The sequence below is a fragment of the Psychrobacter aquaticus CMS 56 genome, from assembly GCF_000471625.1.
In the GTDB taxonomy this organism is placed as follows: Bacteria; Pseudomonadota; Gammaproteobacteria; order Pseudomonadales; family Moraxellaceae; genus Psychrobacter; species Psychrobacter aquaticus.
The window spans coordinates 34,298-55,603 of record NZ_AUSW01000033.1; the positions used below are offsets into that span (position 1 = coordinate 34,298).

13 protein-coding genes are annotated in these 21,306 nt (G+C 45.7%); 12 read left to right on the top strand and 1 reads right to left on the bottom strand.

The genetic code is table 11. The features are described from left to right. The first annotated feature begins 22 nt into the window (after nt 1-22). From M917_RS09060 to M917_RS09115, 12 genes are all read left to right on the top strand, one after another. The gene (locus M917_RS09060) at nt 23-1,030 is read left to right on the top strand and encodes a TroA family protein (protein WP_051354262.1); all 1,008 of its coding nucleotides are present in this window, start codon (nt 23-25) and stop codon (nt 1,028-1,030) included. Beyond that, complete coding sequence (fhuB, locus tag M917_RS09065; protein WP_021814510.1) at nt 1,027-3,204, top strand: Fe(3+)-hydroxamate ABC transporter permease FhuB; 2,178 nt, start codon at nt 1,027-1,029, stop codon at nt 3,202-3,204. The genes M917_RS09060 and fhuB overlap by 4 nt, the downstream gene beginning before the upstream one ends. Before the next feature lie 328 nt (nt 3,205-3,532). Next, a complete protein-coding gene (locus M917_RS09070) occupies nt 3,533-4,882 on the top strand; it encodes a diaminobutyrate--2-oxoglutarate transaminase family protein (RefSeq protein ID WP_021814511.1) in 1,350 nt (449 codons plus the stop codon). A 69-nt stretch (nt 4,883-4,951) separates the two neighbouring features. Continuing rightward, on the top strand, nt 4,952-6,469 hold the full coding sequence (locus tag M917_RS09075) for a pyridoxal phosphate-dependent decarboxylase family protein (RefSeq protein ID WP_021814512.1): 1,518 nt from the start codon (nt 4,952-4,954) through the stop codon (nt 6,467-6,469). After that, nucleotides 6,456-8,252, top strand: coding sequence for an IucA/IucC family protein (locus M917_RS09080; RefSeq protein ID WP_051354263.1), 1,797 nt, complete (start codon nt 6,456-6,458; stop codon nt 8,250-8,252). The genes M917_RS09075 and M917_RS09080 overlap by 14 nt, the downstream gene beginning before the upstream one ends. 218 nt (nt 8,253-8,470) lie before the next feature. Next, nucleotides 8,471-9,853, top strand: coding sequence for a lysine N(6)-hydroxylase/L-ornithine N(5)-oxygenase family protein (locus M917_RS09085; protein WP_021814514.1), 1,383 nt, complete (start codon nt 8,471-8,473; stop codon nt 9,851-9,853). Nucleotides 9,854-9,908: 55 nt separating this feature from the next. Beyond that, a complete protein-coding gene (locus tag M917_RS09090; RefSeq protein WP_021814515.1) occupies nt 9,909-10,514 on the top strand; it encodes a GNAT family N-acetyltransferase in 606 nt (201 codons plus the stop codon). Between the two features lie 92 nt (nt 10,515-10,606). Beyond that, nucleotides 10,607-12,025, top strand: a complete 1,419-nt coding sequence (locus M917_RS09095) for an MFS transporter (protein ID WP_021814516.1) — start codon at nt 10,607-10,609, stop codon at nt 12,023-12,025. Between the two features lie 151 nt (nt 12,026-12,176). Continuing rightward, nucleotides 12,177-14,114 (top strand): IucA/IucC family protein, encoded by a 1,938-nt coding sequence (locus M917_RS09100; RefSeq protein ID WP_021814517.1) that lies wholly within the window; start codon nt 12,177-12,179, stop codon nt 14,112-14,114. A 29-nt stretch (nt 14,115-14,143) separates the two neighbouring features. Next, nucleotides 14,144-16,210 (top strand): IucA/IucC family protein, encoded by a 2,067-nt coding sequence (locus M917_RS09105; RefSeq protein ID WP_161626695.1) that lies wholly within the window; start codon nt 14,144-14,146, stop codon nt 16,208-16,210. Continuing rightward, a complete protein-coding gene (locus tag M917_RS09110) occupies nt 16,203-16,844 on the top strand; it encodes an RraA family protein (RefSeq protein ID WP_021814519.1) in 642 nt (213 codons plus the stop codon). The genes M917_RS09105 and M917_RS09110 overlap by 8 nt, the downstream gene beginning before the upstream one ends. 226 nt (nt 16,845-17,070) lie before the next feature. Then, nucleotides 17,071-19,407, top strand: a complete 2,337-nt coding sequence (locus M917_RS09115; protein ID WP_021814520.1) for a TonB-dependent receptor — start codon at nt 17,071-17,073, stop codon at nt 19,405-19,407. A gap of 122 nt (nt 19,408-19,529) precedes the next feature. Here the strand turns inward: M917_RS09115 and M917_RS09120 are convergent, their stop codons facing one another. Beyond that, nucleotides 19,530-21,266, bottom strand: a complete 1,737-nt coding sequence (locus tag M917_RS09120) for a BCCT family transporter (RefSeq protein ID WP_021814521.1) — start codon at nt 21,264-21,266, stop codon at nt 19,530-19,532. Nucleotides 21,267-21,306: the final 40 nt, after the last annotated feature.

The window sequence follows — 21,306 nt, forward strand, 5'->3', positions numbered from 1 at the left end:
TGCTTAAAAAAGATAGACCGCTATGTTTTCTGTCCTGTATCAATACACGTCCACGAGACGGCTAGCAAAACCTTTACTCACTGATCGTATCGGCACCGCTTTACTTAAGACAAGGTGGCGGCCTATCGTAGCAACTTTGGTACTAACCACTGCACTGACTGCCTGTCAAAAACCAGCGACTGAGCAAACAGACGCGCAAATAGACAGTGCTAATAATGTTGATATCAATATTGTGTCTCCTGACTGGGGCAATGCGGCGACGTTAACGGCTATGGGCTATCCACCGATTGCTACTGGCGATATCAGAGTATGGGACAGATGGGTGGGCACGCCTAAATTGCCGGCTTCAACGATTGATTTGGGTATTCGCTATCAGCCCAATGCTGAACTGATAGCCCAGCTGCCCGTCGATATGGTGGTGGATAACTTTTTTTATGAACATGCCCGAAGCCTTTATGGGGACGTGCCCGCCGAGTCTGTTATGTTTGCCGCTAAAGGCGATACCGCGACTTTGGCAGATTATACTCAGCCGACACGGCAGTTAGGTAAACTGATTGATGACCCTAAATTGGCCGAGGACTACATTGCAAAAAGCCGTAAAGACATCAATCTTGCGAGCGCGCGCCTTCAGCAGCGTTATCCAAATATAAAAAAGTTCGCCGTAGTACAGTTTGCTGATGCCAATAATATGCGCATGTATGTCGCAAACAGTTTGTTTCAACCAGCGCTCACCCAAATGCAAAAAGAGCTTGTGGTACTAGGCAAAGGCAATAGTTTTGGTTTTGTGCCGATACGAATGGGTGACTTGGCACAGTTGGATGACGACGTTTGCTTATTAATCATAGACCCCCTTAGTCCAATAACCCGAGCTGAGATTAAGGACAGTCTGGTTTGGGAGCGCTTAAGCTACGGCAACAACCGCTGTGTGGGCGAGATGCCACCAGTATGGATTTATGGCGGCATGTCATCATTGGTGGACTTGGCAAACAATTTATCCACTGTTGAGTTAAAAGGCGGGAGCGCATCATGACCGCTAATACCAATACCAACATTAATACCAGTCAAACCCATCACACGCCTGCCAATAACATGACCAATAATGCCAAGCCTATGAAGTCACTTTCTTCTTCCCAAACGGTCGATATCTCAAAGCACTCCGGTTCGCGAAAACAAAAACCATCAAGCCCGCCACCAAACTCACCTCAACCGCACAGTACGCGCCTCGCTGCTACGTCATGGCAATTATGGGTCATGCTCATCACCCTTGTGAGCTTGTCGTTGTGGAGCAGTTGGGCACTAATCAATCAGGAATGGACGCGGCCCATCAGCGATTTGTTTCTCCCAAGCGCGCAGTTGGATATTGCCAGTATGGCAACACAGCTGCATGTGGTAGCGACCAGTGTGGTGGCGCTATTGGCAGGGGGTTTGCTGGGAGTGGTCAGTATCTTGCTACAGCAGTTGGTCAAAAATCCTTTGGCCTCAGACACCACTTTGGGCGTGGGCGTGGGCGCACAATTGGCCATGCTAATCGTGACCTTGTTTTTGCCAAGTTTGGCGATTTATGGCGGTATTTATGTGGCCTTTGTCGGGGCGATTATCAGTATGGGGCTGGTCTTTGCATTGTCAGCGCCCAGCCGATTTAACCCTTTAATTTTAATATTGGCAGGTTTGGTGGTCAATATTTTACTCGCCGCCGTTGCCAATGTTTTGGTGTTGTTTTTCGCTGAGCGTAGTAATGGCATGCTGTCATGGGCAGCAGGGTTTTTGGCACAAAACAGCTGGCATACCAGTATGGTGCTAGCGCTAACCGCAGTCATAATGACAGTCGTGTGTTTGCCGTTATTAAAACCACTGACCCTGATGAGTTTGGACGACATGCAGGCCAAGCGTTTGGGCGTACCTATCAATGGTATCCGCGCTTTGGTGGTGCTTATCGTGGCCGTTATAACGGCTTTGGTGGTCAGTGAGGTTGGTCTAATTGGCTTTATCGGTCTGGGTGCTGCTAGCTTAGTCAACGCTTTAGGCATTTCATCAATCAGCAAACGCTTGGCTGCGGCCTTTGGTTTAGGGGCGTTACTGCTATGGCTGACCAGCAATTTGGCCTTGTTGCTTGAGCCGGTGCTGAATATGCAAATCCCAGCAGGGGCGATGACGGGTATTCTTGGCGCACCACTTATTATTTGGCTGATTTTACGACAACGCCGTGAGCGCATAGAAACCGTGACGCCAATGTTGACAGGTAAGCACACGCCCATCGCGTTTTGGCGCTGGGGCATTGGCGTCATTGTCATGATTATTCTGGCGTGTCTTTTGGTGCAAGATGTCAATGGTTGGGGGCTTAGCACGGATTGGGCAATTACCGAGCAGTATCGACTGCCTCGCAGTCTGAGTGCGGCTGCAACGGGTCTTATGCTGGCGGTCGCTGGCGTCCTACTGCAAACGCTCACGCGCAATCCGATGGCCAGTCCAGAGGTATTGGGGGTGAGCTCAGGGGCAGCACTTGGCGTTATCTTGGGGTTTTTATTACTACCAAGCTTGGGGTTGTCCGCAGGCTCAGGCACATTGCTGCTGTCAGGGTTGTCTGGCGCTGTCGCTGTATTGCTATTGATTGTTTGGCTGGCACGTAGGGTAAGCTCAGGCTATCTACTGCTGGTCGGTATCGGCATTGCCGCCATGATGGATGGGGTCATGCATATGGTCAAGCTCTCAGGTGACCCGCGGTTAGAGGCGATGCTTAGCTGGTTGTCAGGGACGACCTATAGTGCTCAGCCCAATACCGTGTGGTATCTCATGGGTATTGCTATGATCTTATTGGTATTAAGTCTGCTACTTATCAAACCTCTGCGCGTCCTCGGTTTGGGCACAGGTGTCGCTCGTAATCTAGGCGTGGCAGTAACGCCCGTGACAATTGCGCTATTGGCACTGGTGGCAGCGCTTAGTACTGCCAGTACGCTTGCGGTGGGGCCGCTCAGTTTTATTGGCTTGATGGTGCCGCATTTGGCAACCTCGCTTGGAGCGGTACGGCTTGAGCGCCAGTTGCCTTTAGCGGCTTTACTGGGCGCAGGCGTTATGGTGCTGGCAGATTGGATTGGGCGCTATGTTATTTTCCCTTATGAGCTACCTGCTGGTACGATTGCAGCCATTATTGGCGGCGCGTATTTCTTATGGCTGATTCGTAAAGTACCCGTCGCTGTGAGTCGATAGTTTTTGTAGGTAAATAGATAGAACTAATGATAAGTACTTTCGAGTATTTGTCATGGGTTCTCTGTGCTTGTTTATCCAAAATTAATCGAGCAATTCGCTTCAAAATACTTGTCAAAAAATAAACAAATGAGGTTGACAGCAGCGAATAGGTCGTCAATAATACGTCACGTAAACGATAATGATTATCATTTATATTCTTATTCAATGTTTGACCATCCTTATAGTGAAGTCACACTATATTTTTTAAATTAAGCCGACTATTTCTCCAAACTTTCTTTAAAAATCAAGTCTGAGTGTTTGTGAAGAATAGCGAATAAGGTTCGATACTATGTACATGTCCTTTTTAGATGAGAAAACTGATAACGAATGCTATTTACATCGTCAAGCGAATTTTGAATCCAAGGTTCGTAGTTACCCGCGCAAATTGCCGTTTGCGATTCAATCAGCAACAGGCGCTTGGATTACCGATGTAGAAGGGAATAAATATATCGATTGTCTATCGGGTGCCGGAACGCTAGCACTTGGCCACAATCATCCTGTGGTCACTGAGAGCATCAAACAGCTCTTGGACAGCAATCTGCCAATGCACACCTTAGACATTACCACGCCATTAAAAGACAAATTTAGTGAATTTTTATACACGCTTTTGGGTACCAGTAGCGATGAGTATTGCTTGCAGTTTTGTGGGCCAACGGGCGCGGATGCGGTAGAAGCGGCTCTCAAATTGGCAAAACAAGTGACTGGGCGCTCAGGCATTGTCAGCTTTAGCGGTGGTTATCACGGTATGACCCATGGTGTGCTTGCGGTAACTGGAAACCTTGCACCCAAGCAAGGTATCGAAGGTCTGATGAGTCCGGTGCAGTTTTTACCCTATCCCAATGCTTATCGCTGCGCTTTTGGTCTGTCTAATGAGCAAAGCGTCAGCGCGCACATCACTTACTTTGAAAACTTTTTAAAAGACGTAGAAAGCGGGGTAGTCAAACCAGCGGCAGTTATTTTAGAAGTCATTCAGGGAGAGGGCGGGGTCAATCCTGCGCCAATAGAATGGTTGAAGCAGGTGCGCCGCGTGACCAAGGAGCTTGATATCTTATTAATCATCGATGAGGTACAAACAGGCTTTTGCCGTACCGGCCGCTGGTTTGCCTATCAATACGCGGATATCGATCCCGATATGATCGTCATGTCAAAAGCCATCGGCGGCGGCTTACCAATGGCAGTACTGGGTATCAAAAAACAATACGATGCATGGCAAGCAGGTAATCACTCTGGCACCTTCCGTGGCAATCAATTGGCCATGGCAACGGGACTTGCTACCCTCGAATATCTAAAAGAGAACGACATGGCTGCGTATGTCGCTGAGATAGGCGCGTGGTTTATGTCAGAGCTAAAATCCCTACAACAGTGCTACCCAAGGATTGGCCACATCAGAGGTCGAGGACTGATGATCGGTATGGAAATTATAAATCCGAGTCTGCTCAAACAAACCGACGGCAGTTATCCTGCGGACAGCGTCGTGGCTGCAAACATTCAACAGGATTGTTTCAAACGCGGCTTGGTCATTGAAAAAGGCGGACGCGGCGGGACCGTACTGCGTTTTTTACCACCACTCAATGTGACAAAAGAAGAGCTGCAGCAAGTACTAGAAAAATTGGATAGCGCACTACAAGCCAATCAGTAGCACGTCATATCGCTAGTATGGTTGTTTAAAATTATAACAATAGTCGCAGGACAGACTGGTGAGGATACTTTGTACTTATTAAATCAGCAAACCAGTGAGCAATACCTCACGCACATGCAGCAAACGAGCGCTGTCATTCAGCAATGGCTTGATGACAACAACGTCTATTTAGGTGGGACGCCGCAGCAGGTACAAGACGCTACCTCTGTTAGTATTAATGCAAAAGGGCGAGATATCGAAGCCATATTGGCTGACATACAGGGCAAGTTTTTGCCCAATTGTGTGTCAACGGCACACCGTCATTGTTTGGCACATTTACATCCACCAACCTTGGTGGTGGGTCAAATCGCCGAGATGATTATTGCAGCGACCAATCAGAGTATGGATTCTTGGAACCAAAGCCCAGCGGCCACCTACATCGAAAAAAATCTCATCGAATGGCTGTGTCAGCTCTGCCAGTTTGATACCAGTTTTGAGTCCCAAACGAACGCTCAAATTAATCGTCAGTATAAGCGTCAGGCAGGCGGCGTGTTTACCAGTGGCGGTACGCAAAGCAATCTTATGGGGTTGCTACTGGCTCGCAATAAGTTCTATGAAGCCCAAGGCGTGGATGTACAAAAAGAAGGGCTAATGGGTCAGCGCCGCGGTACGATTTTGTGCTCAGACCAAGCACATTTTTCTATCGAAAAAAACGCCGCGCTCTTAGGACTTGGCGTACAGTGCGTTGAAAAGGTAGCGACCGATTCGAGTGGCGCTATGCTCTTATCCGATCTCCAGCATAAGATAAATGAGATTGGGGTAGACAATGTAATGGCGGTGGTAGCCACAGCTGGCACCACCGATTTGGGCGCTATTGATCCTTTAACGAACATCGTCAAGATTTGTCGCAACGCGAAAATATGGCTACATGTAGATGCAGCATGGGGCGGTGCTTTGCTGCTGTCACAACGCTATCGACAGCTGATTGATGGTATTCATGAAGCTGACTCAATTACCTTGGATTTTCACAAGCATTTCTTTTTACCCATCAGCTGTGGCGCTTTTTTATTACGCGATCAGCGAGACTTTGAAAGCATTCGTCATCATAGTGAGTATCTAAATCCCTCTGACGATGAAAAAGACAACATCCCGAATTTGGTCACTTATTCGCTACAGACTACTCGTCGGTTTGACGCGCTAAAGCTTTGGATGGCGCTTGATTTATTAGGTACGGACGACTATGGCGCATTGATTGATACCTGTCTTGATACGGCTAGACAAGCAGCACGATTGATCGAAGCCAACGCAGATCTTGTGTTAATGCATCAGCCTATCATTAGCAGCGTGTTGTTTTACTTTAAACCACAAAACCAATCATTGACCAGCCAGCAGCTGTCTCAACTGAATCGCCAAATTGCCCAAGACTTATTAATCAATAATATTGCAAATGTGGCCACCACTCAATTTGAGCAGCAGCTTTGTCTGAAATTTACTATTTTAAACCCTAATACCCAAGTCAGTGACATCAATACCATTATTGAACAAGTGGTTATTGCTGGCTTTAAGCGACTCCATATTTCTGAAGGAAAACACAATGATGCAACATAAAACGCTGGATCGTTTAACCCTACAAAACTTAGTGAACGCCTACAGTTATGAGACAGGGCGCGGCAAGATTGTAATGGTAGAAGAGCAGGACGCGCGCCAAAAAAAAATCTCGCAAAACAAGCCTATTTTGGTATTGACCCTAGCGCCGCATGACACTGTGATGGCGGTGCCCATCGATAGAGTCAGTCAGTTGGGTCAGCACCGTTTTGCGGATACACCTTCTTTATTGAATTTGGCTTCGTTAAATGACGCTCAATCAGAACGCTACTGGCTAAAACCTTCGGCTGTAAGCCTCGCTGCTTTGATTATCGAAGATATCGTGCATCATTATAAGGATGAGGTGACGCTCGATGGCAATGGCGTGCTCAAGCGCTGGCTTGAAAGTTATGAAGGATTGCAGATTATTTTAGAACATCGTAACGATGAGATTGATGACATTATTGATGCCAAACAGGATTTTATTCAAGCCGAGCAAAGCCTGATTTATGGTCATGCCATGCATCCCACCCCAAAAGGTCGGGCGGGTTTTTATGGCGCGGAATGGGCGAAATATGCGCCCGAGACCAGCAGCAAAACGCAGCTGCGTTATTGGCTCGTGCATCCTGACCACATTGTCGAAGAGTTCGTGGATGGCGATAGTATCACCGCCGAGCTTAAATCAAAGCTGTTGTCTGATATGAGTCATTATCAACAACAACTCATTACGCAACATCCTGATTATAAACTGTTGCCACTGCATCCGTGGCAAGCGACGTTTTTGCAGCAGCAAGCGTGGTATCAGCAGTTGATTGAGAAAGGAGAATTGGTTGATTTGGGCAGGCTTGGCTGGCATTTACATCCGACAACTTCGGTGCGTACGCTGGCGGCATTTGACGCGCCTTGGATGTTTAAGTTGTCGCTATCTGTGGCGATTACCAACTCTGTGCGTATCAATTTGCCAAAAGAATGTAAGCGCGGTATGCACGCTTGCCGGATATGGCGTAGCGATTATGGTAAACAGTTGGGCACGGAGTACAGCACGATTGCCGTATTGAATGATCCTGCTTGGGTCGCACTGTCTATAGAAGGGAAGATCATCGATGAGACCATCTGTATCTTACGCGACAATCCTTTTACCGAATCGATGCAAGTCACCAATCTTGCCAGCTTAAGTCAAGATCATCCGACTCGTCTCACCAATCGACTGGCCACTTTATTTCAGTCAATTCACGAGCGCACCAATGAGTCTTTGGAGGACATTGCTGGCAAATGGTTTGATACCTATTTACAAGTTGGTTTTATACCGCTAATTCATATGTATTATAAGCATGGACTTGCGTTTGAGGTTCATCAACAAAACAGTCTTATTGAGCTAAAAGACGGCTATCCTGCAAAATTTTGGGCGAGGGACAATCAAAGCTTTGGCTATATTGCTGAATATGCCCAGCCGCTTATTGACGCTTATCCGGAGCTGATCAGTGAAGCAGAGTGCGTCATTCCAGAAGATTTTGCTGACTCACGTATTGCTTATTATTTAGTGGGTAATACGATCTTTGGTCTCATTACCGCGATTGCTCGCACTCAGCTTGTCAATGAGGCTGCGTTACTAGCGACGTTCCGAGACTGTCTGGTGACTTTAGAAACCCAGTATCCGCACCGCTCTTTAATCGCTCTGTTGCTGCGTAGTCCGACATTGCCATTCAAAGGCAATCTGCTCACCAGATTGCATGCATTAGATGAGCTTGTAGCCCCTGTTGAAACACAGTCTATTTATGTGGACATTCCCAATCCTATGAGCGCCTAGGGTAGGTATCGTCGATGCTAAGTGCAATAGAGACAGGTCGTTAACATGCAGAACTGGTACAAATTTTTCTCGCTTGCTGTACCTATGGTGACAGAGGCTTCGTAAAATTTATGCCAGTCCTGCTGACTGACTTTTATATTGATCTGACCATCGCTCAAAATATCGCTCAAAATAAAATCGACATGTGAATAATCGTTATAAACAAGTAAGGAATCAATGTGTTAGATCTTATCGGTATTGGTTTGGGGCCATTCAATCTTAGTCTGGCGGCATTGCTGGAGAAAACGGACATCAATGCCAAATTCTTTGAGCAAAAAGCTGGATTTAATTGGCACAAAGGTATGATTTTACCGCACACCACGTTGCAAGTGCCCTTTATGGCAGACTTGGTAACATTGATAGATCCAACCAGTCCCTATTCATTTTTAAACTATCTGCATACGCAGCACCGATTGCTGAAATTTTATTTTTTAGAGGACTTTAAGATTTATCGTAAGGAGTACAATCATTATTGCCAATGGGTCGCAGGGCAGCTGGATAGCTTAGCATTTGATTCACAAGTGGTGGATGTGGCTTTTAACGAAAATAGTGATGGCTCTAATACTGAGGAATGTCTAGGATTTGTCGTTACTGTCCAAGAACAAGGCATACAAAAAACGTACTACGCCAAAAATCTAGTGATAGGAACGGGTACGCAGCCAACACTGCCACCTTCGCTGCAAAAGATTGCCAATCGAGCGCCCGAACGCTGTATGCATACTGCGAATTTTGCCGACAATTTTGATTTTGAAGCGATTAAAGCAAAAAAGGGAAAAGTAGATGATGATGAAGATAGACTGACTAAAATAGTGATATTAGGCTCTGGTCAATCATCGGCTGAAGTATATCGAGCGTTGTTTGATCAGCAATTTGATGCCAATGATGAGCCAACATTCCAATTGGACTGGATGACCCGTTCGGCGGGGTTTTTCCCCATGGAATACTCACCTTTAGGCTTAGAGCATTTTAGCCCCGCTTATACCGATTATTTTTATCAGTTGGACGGCGCTACCAAAGCAAACGTCGCGCCCAAGCAGGATTTGCTTTATAAAGGCATGGGGTTTGAGACCATACGCGATATTTATCATAAGCTTTATGAGCGCAGTATCAGCAACCAAGACTTGCATACGACGCTGCTGTCCAATTGTGGAGTGGTCGAGGCAACACTTGATGATGCTTTATCTGATGACACTTTAAAGATAACGTTTGAACAGTGTGAGCAACAGCAGACGTTTACGGCGGATTATGACTGTGTGATCGCTGGGACGGGCTACCGTCATGCGCTGCCTTCCTGCCTAAATACGGTGCTGCACTCTATTGCGTACGATGACTTTGCGCAACCAAAGATTGATCGAAATTATGCTTTGGTTTATAAAAACCAAGCTGGCAATCGCGGTAAAGTGTTTGTGCAAAATCAAGAAATTCATACTCATGGTGTTGGTACGCCTGACTTAGGCTTAGGCGCTTATAGAGCAGGACAGATCATCAATCAATTAACGGGGACAGCGATTTATAACACGGAGGCTTTACAAGTTTTTCAAACATTTGGGGCGTCATCGTAATGTCAAACACGCCTTAAGGAATACAAAATAAATCACATAAAATAAGGAGTAATCAATGCCAACCATCACACAAAATCTACCGGACACCTTTGCCGTAGAAGCGTATCAAAAAACGTTTGGACTACGAGCGGTCAAATATCCTGAAGACATGCCACTGCTTTATAAATGGATGCACGCTGAGCATGTGGTCGAGCAGTGGCAGCTACATTTGCCGATGCCGCAGCTGCGAGTACATTTTGAAAAAATGCTTGCCGATGACCATCACCGTCTCTACATCATACTTTGTGAGGGTGTGCCTATCGGCTATGCAGAGATTTATGAAGCTGCTCGCGATCGTTTGTCTTACTACTACAAAGCCAAAGAAAGTGACATGGGCTGGCATATGTTATTGGGTGATCCTGCCGTCGTTGGCAAAGGGTATCTCAAGCCAATAATAATGATGCTCAATAAGTTTATCTTTGAGCATACTGATGCCAAAAAAATAGTGGGCGAACCTGATAGTAAGGTTGAGGCGTATAAATGGGTGGCTGATGGTTTTGCCTATCACTTACAACGATTGATCGATATGCCTGAAAAAAAGGCATCGCTTTATTTTTGTAATCGTGATGAATTTTTTGAATCGAGTGGCTATCTCAAATTTTATGGTGCTGTTGCTCAATGAACAGGCTTTTTGACATCGGCCTGATCTACCACGTTCCATGCAGTTTGGCGGCAGGGCAAGGTCGGTCATACCATTATGGAACAGGGATTTAAATGATACGCTCAACAGATAGCAGTCACGGACTGACAGAAAAGCAAGTGCGTCAGGTACTGTTGACGCTGCTGCTCGGCGGTACGGTGGTCAGCTTTAGTAATAGCGCCCTTAACCCTGCTATTCCCGTCTTTATGTCGGTGTTCGCAGTCGATATTGTGATGGGCGGCTGGGTGTTGAACGCTTATATACTGTCTATGAGCGTGGGGCTGATGCTTAGCGGTTATTTGAGTAAAAGATTTGATTTTAGGCCAGTGTATTCGACCGCTATTCTAGGGTTTATGCTGGGTTCGGTGATTGGTATGCTAGCGCCTAGCATGATGATGGTGATTGTGGCGCGCGCTGTGCAAGGCTTTAGCGGTGGTCTCATTATCCCTTTGTCTATTGGTATGCTTTATCAGATTTATCCGCAGCACAGACATGGCAGAGTGATGGCGCTATGGGGCATCGTTATCATGATGTCACTGGCGTTCGGTCCGCTAGTAGGGGCTTATCTAGTAGAGCAATTTGCGTGGTGGACATTATTTGCGGCTACTCTGCCGCTGAGTGCGTTGGTCATGGTTATGGTGTGGACATGGTTACCGGACGTCCGCGCGCATAAGGCAAGTAAACCCTTTGATGTCATAGGTTTTGTCAGTTTGCTCGTCTGGCTATTGGCGTTGATGACTTGGCTTAGCACACTCAAGACAGATTTCCATAGCAGTTTTGCCAGTATGGTAGGGACAGGCTTATTAGCCGTGTTGTTTTTACTGTCATTTTTGGGTTGGTGGGCGTATGAACGCCAGCAGAGTCAGCCACTATTAGACGTGCGGTTGTTTAACAATAAGGTGTATTTGCATTGTACGATTATCAGCATTACTCAGACTTTAGGGCTGATGGTAGGCCTATTGCTATTGCCCATATTGGTGCAAGAGGTGATGGGCGAAAGCGCGTTATGGACGGGCGTTATTTTGATGACAGCGACGCTCGTGTCTAGTATCACGACCCATTTTGCTGGCAAGCGCGTGGATAGGCACGGTGCGAGAAGCATCGGCATTTTGGGCATTTTGATCAGCGCACTGTCCATGTTGATGCTGGCATGGTGTTTATATCAGCCAACGCTTTGGCTGCTGATGGCGATTATGAGTATCCAAGGCGTGGGTGTGGGACTGGCGTATTTGCCTACCACCACGGTTGGTTTTAGTAGTTTGGCCAAAGAAGTGGTCACCGAAGGCGCGGCGCTCAACAATATCAGTCGCCGTATAGTATCTACCATTTTTATCACGTTGGTGACGGTCTATGTGGCAGGACGCGGCGCGCAGTTATTAGCAGCTGGCAGTAATCAGAGCGTCAGTACTGCTATCCAAGAGATTTTTGTCATTTTGGCTGTGATGTTGTTTTTGACGGTTTTTTCAGCGCGGCAATTACCAAAAACGGCATAAGTTATGTAGCGGTATTTTGACGGTATGAATCTGTGAGACAAACCCTTATAGGGGATTGTTTTAATTTATTAATGTAATTGATTATCATTCGCTTTAAAAGCCTGGTTGGTTTAGTCATTCACTTTTTTATTTTTAGATAGGAAATTTATATATGCACAATCATAAAGTAGAACAAAACACGAGTCGTGTAGATATGGATGTCACTAAGCCGTGGCAAGCGCCGATTGACCATCGAGTCAGGCAGCGTGCAGAGCAGCGCGTCATTAAGCAGCTATTACAAGCGTTATTGTATGAAAATATTATTGAGTTTAAATATGCGAGTGCAGACTCTAGTAATGACAAGGCACTCTTAGACTTTACGATAAAAGCCACTGACAATGTCAATTACCGCGCTCAAGGTTATATTCATTATAGCTTTGATATCATTCGTTTTAATGATTTTAACGTCCAGCGAGTCGTTGATGGCAATGCTTGCGATGCCATACTTGAGCATGTCATTAGTGATATTTTGTTAAACATAGCCGATGCTTCCTTAAAAGACAGCTTTATCAAAGAACTGCGTCATACTTTGGTAAACGAGACCCAAGCCCAGCGGCTATCACCCAACTTATCAATGCCGAACGTACCAACACCAAACGCACCAGCGCCGATTGACGTGCTCACTTACGAGCAGCTCGAGGGCTATTTGATGGCAGGTCACCCTTATCATCCCTGTTTTAAATCTCGTATCGGTTTTGATTTACAGGACAATTATGACTATGGGCCAGAATTTGGCCAAAATATAGAGGTGGTTTGGCTGGCAGTTAAAAAGGAGCTGCTGGTTAGCAATACTGCCTTTGAGTTCAGTTCTGCTACCACGCTTAACGAATGGATTAAAGACTATGTAGACGTGGACAATTATGAGGCATTGAATGACAAGCTAAAACGTATACTTGCGACGACAAATGATAAAAGTGAGGCAAACGAAGATGAGGACGCCAATGCTTATGGTTTGATACCAGCGCATCCTTGGCAATGGCAAAATACTTTAATCCTTGCGTTGCAGCCGCTTATTGACACGCAGGAAGTGATTTATTTAGGCAGTACGGGTAACCAATACCGCGCTCAGCAATCCATCCGCTCTTTATCGATGTTGCAAGCAGACAAAGCCTATTTAAAGCTTAGTATGCATCTGATTAATACCTCAAGCACCCGTATATTGGCCAAACATACTGTCATGAATGCCACCGTTGTGACCACGTGGCTCAATCAGTTGGTGGCAGAAGACGAGACGGCACAAGCATTACAAATTGCGTTTTTAGGCGAAACGGTGGGCATCAGTTTAGACCATGAAGTGCTACAAAGACGCGGCTATCAGCATCCAGACATTTATGGCGGGCTTGGCGCAATTTGGCGTGAAAACGTGAGCCAGTATTTATCGACAAACCAAAAAGCCTTTCCGCTAAATGGCGTCAGTTATATCAATACGGACGGCTCTACGCTCATTGACCCTTGGCTTAATAAGTACAGCGTAGAGGATTGGACGGCCCAACTTATCAAAGTGACCGTCGCTCCGGTATTGCATCTCTTATTTGGTCACGGTATTGCTTTAGAGTGCCATGCGCAAAATATCGTATTGGTACATGAAGACGGCTTTCCTGTAAAAGTATTGCTAAAAGATTTGCACGACGGGGTTCGCTATTCGCCCAAGCATTTGACACGTCAAGACTTGATTCCGAGTTTTCATAGCTTGCCAGCTGCCCACGCGGCACTAAATCGTGGCTCATTTATTGAAACAGATGACACCGATGGCATCCGTGATATGACAGTGGCGTGCTTGTTTTTTGTGGCATTTGCAGATATTGCCGTTTTTATGCAGACCCATTATCACTATCCTGAGGCAGTATTTTGGCAGCAGGTTGCTGACTGCGTGACAGATTATCAAAATCGTCATCCAGAGCATGAGGCAAGGTTTGAGCTGTTTGATGTCTTTGCTAAGCAAACCCGTATTGAGTCTTTGGCTAAGCGCCGACTGTTTGGCGATCAGGTGTTTCCGATCAAATATATCAATAATCCATTAGCCAAAAGTCGAGTACAGACACAATGTTAAGTACCGATGAAACAGTAAAGATAAATAGCATGCCTACTTTATTTCCAGTCCAAATCAGTCATTCGGAAAGCCAGCCTGATATGGTGGCAATACAAAGATCAATGATAACGTATCTGATTGAGTGCGCTTTACTTGAGCAATGGTTAGAGGAACATCGCGTTGAGGTGACAACGACGTCTGATTATTTAACAAGGCAAAATTTGCCGCAGGCTGTCGCGTTGCTACCGAGTGCGTATCAAGTCTTTTTTGCCCAAGATAATCCATTACTGGTGATTGAAATCAGTAGCGATAGCCGATTGTTGTTACTCGTGGAGTCGGGATATACCGCACCGTGGCGACTTTATAAACCTTGCTTGCCAGTTTTGTATAACCTATCAAATTTAGACAACTCTATCAGCGATTGGTTACAACCGTTAGAGGCAGTAGACCCTCTATTAGATATTTTACTGTCTGCTATGGATCACTCAGCACTGAGTACAACAGGTATTGGCAAATTAAAAGAAAGCTTGCAAGCGTCCTTAGTTGCCAAGCAGCAATCCGCTCATGCGGACATAACCACTACCGTCTATAGTCAGCCGCATTGGTATCAAACCTTAATTGCCGCCGAGCAATGGGCATCGTTGATGGATCGTCCTTTTCATCCGCTGGCTAAGGGCAAGCTGGGGTTTACGGCAGCAGAGTACCAGCGTTATATGGCAGAGTTTAATCAGCCCATTGCGCTGGTGTGGGTAGCGATTGCCAAAAGCCATATTATGGTGGCGGATCAGGTAGAGGATATCAATCGACAAAATCCAGCGGCGTATTTATTAGACGAACCGCAGCAGCAGCGATTGCGACAGGTGTTAGAAGAGAAAAATCTGACCGATACTCATGTAGCAATCCCTGTCCATCCTTGGCAGTTGACTCAATTATTTGATAATAACCGCGCGGATAACAGTTATGCCGATGATTTTGCCAATGGTACGGTAGTCAAATTACCCTTTGATAGCCCAATGACTTACGCCAGCGCCTCCATGCGCAGTATGTTATTGAGTGCCGATACGCCGCATAGCATCAAGTTGCCCATAGGAGTGTACGCCTTAAACTCCAAACGGTACTTGCCCGCACTAAAACTGATTAATGGCGAAAAAAACCAAGCGATTCTGATGCAGGCCAGACAAATAGATAAGGTATTGTCAGCGCAGCTGCGACTATGGGATGAGCGTCTTTGGTGGGGCTATATGTCGCCGACACATCTACAAGATAAAAGCGCAACCAATCCCTATTTTTATCAAGAAAAGCCCACGCATTTAGGTGCTATGCTCAGGAATCTACCAACAGATCTGTGTGATGACCAAGTGCGGCTACTGCCCATGGCAAGCCTCGGCATGTTGGTGTCTAAAGACGGCGTGAGTCATCATATCTTTGATGAGATCATCCAAGCAAAATCGCCTACGACTCAAACATCTCACATAAAACGCGCGGCTATTGATTGCTTCAAAAACCTCTGCGAGGTGTTTTTGGGTACGATGCTGCGCTGCCTGCGTTTAGGACTTGCTCCTGAGATGCACGGACAGAACATCGTAATGGTGATGAAAAATCATCGTTTTACCAGCTTGCTACTGCGCGATCATGATTCGTTACGTATTTATTTGCCATGGCTTACGCGTTATCAAATAGCAGATCCTGAATATTTAAGCCCGCCCAATGTTAAAAATCGCTTGTACCGAGAGACCCCGCAAGCATTGATATTTTATCTTCAGTCCTTGGGCGTATTGGTCAATCTTCGCGCCATTATTGAATCGTTGTCCACGTATTATGAGATTGATGAACAGGTACTGTGGGGTGAGGCGAGGGACAGTATCGATAAGGAATTGACGGATATTGACTTCGATGCCGATCAGTGTGAGATGCTCCGTGAGCAACTATTGACCAATCCATACTATCCGCATAAAACGTTGCTGTTGCCCGTAATTGAGCGCGGTGACGATCCGCATGGCAGCATGCCTGCAGGAGAGAGTATGACCACCAATCCTTTTTTTAGGGCAAAAAACATCGACGCAAATCTTAGGGTGGATTCAGTACGAAAACATAATGAGAGAAAAATTAATGGATAAAATTGATATTGATACGCTAGTAGAGAGTTACAAGAGCATAGCCACCTCAACGATTGGGCATCTGACCGAAGTGGGGTATTTACCAGATATCAAAGCGCTGTCTCCTTGTACTCATACTGTTGTTGGAAAAGTCATCACAGCGACTTTGAACTCAGACAATACGGAGGTGATTAATCAAACGTTGATTCAGGCGCAGCCGAATGACATTTTGTGTATCGATGCGCAAGTGCTCGGCATCAAAGCTTGTTGGGGCGCGTTACGTACTTGCGCCGCTATTTATGAAAAGCTCGCTGGTGTTATCGTTATTGGACAAGCGACAGATTCAAGGCAGATTCAGCAATTAGGCTTTCCGGTATTTGCTCAAGGTATCAGCGCGGTCACCACATTTAAAAGCCATCAGACACAAGGCGTATTGGCATCTGACATTTATTACCGTTTCGGCTCGCAGAGCACCCTTATTTGCTCAGGTGACATTGCTATTATGGACGATGATGGCGTGTTTGTATTGCCACTTGATTTGGCACAGCAGTTATTGCCAGATTGCCAAACAAAACATCAGAAAGATGAAACCAAGTTTCAGCTGTTTTTTGAGGCTTATAAGAACGATCAATTGGATTCGTTTTTTAAGCGATAAACCATCCAGCATGAACCATTAAATAGTCAACACCTGTTCTTAAATGTGATAAGTAGTTGCGCCCATTTATTGTCATGAGGGAACAGGCTATTTGATTTGTAAATAGGTCTGGAAATGTGAATAGTTATCATTTACAATACCATTCACAAACTTAGTACATACTGTATTACGAGCTAAACATAACTCAGACCACTATCCAGCCACTATTCAAATAAGTGAAATGACAATGAAAAGCCATCATCAAGTTGCTCTATCCCTTCTTACGCTCTGTATTACCCAGCAATTGTATGCGCAAACGGATGTTACGCTTTCAGATTCCACCACAGAGACAGCCGTAACCTCGGCGACCAGTGACACACCAAATGTTACTTTGGATACCATCACAGTCACGGCGCGTGCGAAGACGGGGACGGCGCTGGCACAAAAAATCAGTGAGATGCCAGCAGTCACCCAAGTGATTGGGGAAGAAGACATTCGAGAACAGGCCACAGGTAACCGTACGACAGGTGATATATTGGCACAGCTGATTCCAAGTTTGGGGGCTAGTAGTGGTTCAACCAGTAACTATGGTACAACCATGCGTGGTCGTCCGGTGCAATACTTGCTAAATGGTGTGCCGTTGTCAGGGTCACGCAGCTTATCACGAGAGTTAAACAGTATTGATCCAGCGCAGCTTGAGCGGGTAGAGGTGCTCTCTGGCGCAACCAGTATTTATGGCGCTGGCGCAGCAGGTGGCCTTATCAATCTGGTCACCAAATCGGCAGCAGGTGCAGGCTTTACAGGTCAAACTCGATTGGGTTTTGATAGCAGCCGTGAGTTTGAATCAGATTCATTGGGTTATCATGTGGGTCAGAGCTTGGGTTATGGCGGCGAGCGTGTTTATGGTCGCCTAGATGTAGACTATGCCAGCAAAGGCGGTAAGTTCGATAGCCATGGCGACCGTATTGGTCCAGATGTCAATCAAACCGATCAGCAAGATACCGAGTCGTTGAGTGTCAACGCCAACTTAGGCATGGACATCGATGACAGTCAAAGCGTAAACCTAGCGGTGACCTATTATAATGATGAGCAAGACACTGACTATGGTCCAGATTACGGTAAAAACTTAGAAGTGTTGTTACTTGGTGAGACGCCATCCTTAAAAGCGATCGATGGTGCTAGTATAGAAAAACAGCCTTATACCACCAAGACCTCAGTGAACCTCAATTATAACAACGACGATGTCGCAGGTTCTAACTTAAGCATTACAGGTTACTACCGTGATGAACAGGGACGTTTTTATCCTTCGGGTAAAGACGCCAGAAAACAAGCCCGTGAAGTATTGCTAGCAAACGGCATCGACAAAGACACAGCGAAAAAGCAGGCAGGCGGTGCGATATTCATTATGCAATCAGAAGCAGATATCGAAGTGATGGGTCTGCGCGCCGCCATGCAGACTGATACTGAGTTTGCTGGCAAACAGACGCTATTGAGCTATGGTGCGGATTTTGAGCGTGAAAACAGCGAGCAAACTTATAAGGGCCAAGACTTAAATACGTTTATCGCTAGTAATGGTTTGACCGCTGTGTCTAATGGCAATACCTACAATGCTGGACCTGTTACCACCATCGATAAAATTGGGGTGTTTATCAATGCTGATACCGATATCACGGATAAATGGCATGCTAGCGCTGGCGTGCGTTATCAAAAACTCAAATCAAAAACAGATGCCTTTATCCCCATTTATGAGCAGCTGTTAGAAGAATACTTTAATGGCTCTAGTACTGACTATCAAGCAGGTGAAGTAGCCAAGGGTAAGACGGATCATGACAAAACCTTGTTTAACATTGGCAGTAGCTATCAACTAACACCAAATGATCAGATATTTGCCAATTTCTCACAAGGTTTTACTACCGCTGATATACAACGTGCCTTACGTGACGTGCGAGCAGGCTTTGTGGTTAACTCAGACAACGTGCAGCCCATCTCGATCAATAACTATGATTTAGGCTGGGAAGGTAAGCGCGGTGATACGTCAGCCAGAGTCAGCACCTTTTATAATACCTCGGACAAAACCGTGCGTTTTACCAATGACTATACGGTAGAAGTGGTGGATACTGACGAGCGAGTTTATGGCGTAGAGGGATCGCTCACCCAAGATATTAGTGATAACTGGCAAGTGGGTGGTAGCGTGGCTTATACACGTGGTCAGTATAAGAAAGACGGCGATTGGCTGGAGCTGGATGCGGTGCGCTTGACGCCGCTTAAAGGCACGGCATTTGCACAATATAACTTTGATGAAGGCAGCACCATACGTCTACAAGCGTTGGCGATTGGTGGCGATGATAGAGCGTTTAAGGATCAACAAAAAGACCCAGACGCTGGTGCACTACCAGTCAAAGGTTATATGACGTTAGACGTACTGGGTCAAGTAAACATGCCTGTCGGCCGAGTCGGTTATGGGGTTTATAATTTACTCAATAAAGACTATCAAACGGTTTATCATCAAACCACGTTTGGCGATACGAACCGTCTACCTGCCACAGGCACCACGTATGGTCTGAGTTATACTATCGACTACTAAAACATCGAATAAAACATCGAATAAAAACATCGAAGCTACGCGTTATATAGATAAGCCATACTATTTAAGAATAAATAGTATGGCTTTTTACCATCTCATCTACGTCCATTATGCCAAGACTATTAGGGCCCTTTTGCTCGTGCAATGTCTAAAATTAACGCTTTTAACAAACTAATCGCCATTAAGATGATGATAAATGAGAAGGGAATAGCAGCCACAATCATGGCAGAAGTAATAGCATCCAATCCACCCGCTAGTATCAGTGCTGCAATGACAGAAGTCAGCGCAATGCCCCAAACGATAATATGCTTTGCGCCATTTTCGACCTCCACTTTACCAGCGGCATTCAGTGTATTAACCACCAACAATGCAGAATCTGCCGACGTCACCAAGTACGTCAATAGCAACACAACCACCATCGTTGATAATATACCCGCCATCGCTGGGTTCAGCATAAAACCGATAATCTCAAACAGTTGAGCGGTCAATCCTGAGTCAAAGATTTTACCACCAGCGATACCACTTAATTCTAAATCAATACCAGTCCCACCAATAAAGGAGAACCAGACAAATAACGTCAGACTAGGCGCGACAATACCAATCAAACCAAATTCACGAATGGTACGGTTTTTGGAGATACGCGCCAAGAACATACCAACGAATGGGGCAAATGCAATCCACCATGCCCAGTAAAAAATAGACCAACTGGTTTGCCAGTTGCCCAGTTCGGTACTAGGGTCCCAAACCGTAAAGACCATGGCTGGTAAATGGACGACATAACTCAAAATACCTTTGCCCAGCATCTCTAAAGCAAACATCGATGCGCCAAAAATCAAAAAGAAGGCTAGAAGTAAGAATGACAGTACCATATTGATGTTACTGAGCCATTTTACCCCGCGTCCCACGCCCGATAACGCTGAGGCTGTTGAGAGACACATGACGAAAAACAGTGACAGTAATAATGCCCCTGTGGTTGGTTCAGGATTGGCCGTGTCTGTCACTAACCATGTGATACCTGTAATACTATACATGCCTGAAGCAAAAGAGCTTAAGCCTATGCCAATCGTTTGAGAAATCCCAAATATGGTCGCAATCACGGCAGAAATATCAATCACATGTCCGAGTGGGCCTTCTAAATGTTTGCCAAATAAAGGGGTGAGTGCCGAACGCATGGTGAGTGGTAAACCGCGCGCATAAGCGAAAAACGCCAAACAGATACCAACCAAACAGTAAGTGGACCACGCACTAATACCCCAGTGAAAGAAAGAATAGCGAAAAGCCGTATCTAGCGCTTCCTCGCTTCTTGGTAAAACGAGACCATCAATGGGCGCTAAGGCACTGGCAGCGACTTGGTCTTGATAAAAAGCGAACACATCAGCACCTGCTGGCAGCGCAATCCCATTGGTGCTTAGTGAAGATAAAATCACTTCTTTTGACATGATAAGGTCAGGGTTGTTTGCCAAATGCCACAGTGGTTCAGCAGCACTATAGGTCAAGACGCCAATGCCAATTCCTGCCCCAAATATCATGGAAAACCATGAGAAATTTGAAAACTCGGGTTTTCCATTGGGATCAGAGCCAAGTTTAATACGACCAAATGACGGCCATAAAATGACTGTTAAACAAACCAAAATATAAAAGGCGATGGAGTAGGTATAATAGCCATTTAGATTGGTATACGACCAATTTTTCATGGCATTGAGCATAGCACCAGAGCGCTCGATATCGCTTAAAATCCAAACAACCACCAATATGACTAAGATTTTTGAGGTCACAGTGACAAAGCGATTGAAGCCTTTATAAAAACCTTTGTCATGCGTTTTTATATTTAACTCTTTTAGGGGAGGACGGATAGCCATAGTTTTTTCCTTAAAACTGAATGTATCTGACTACACTGAT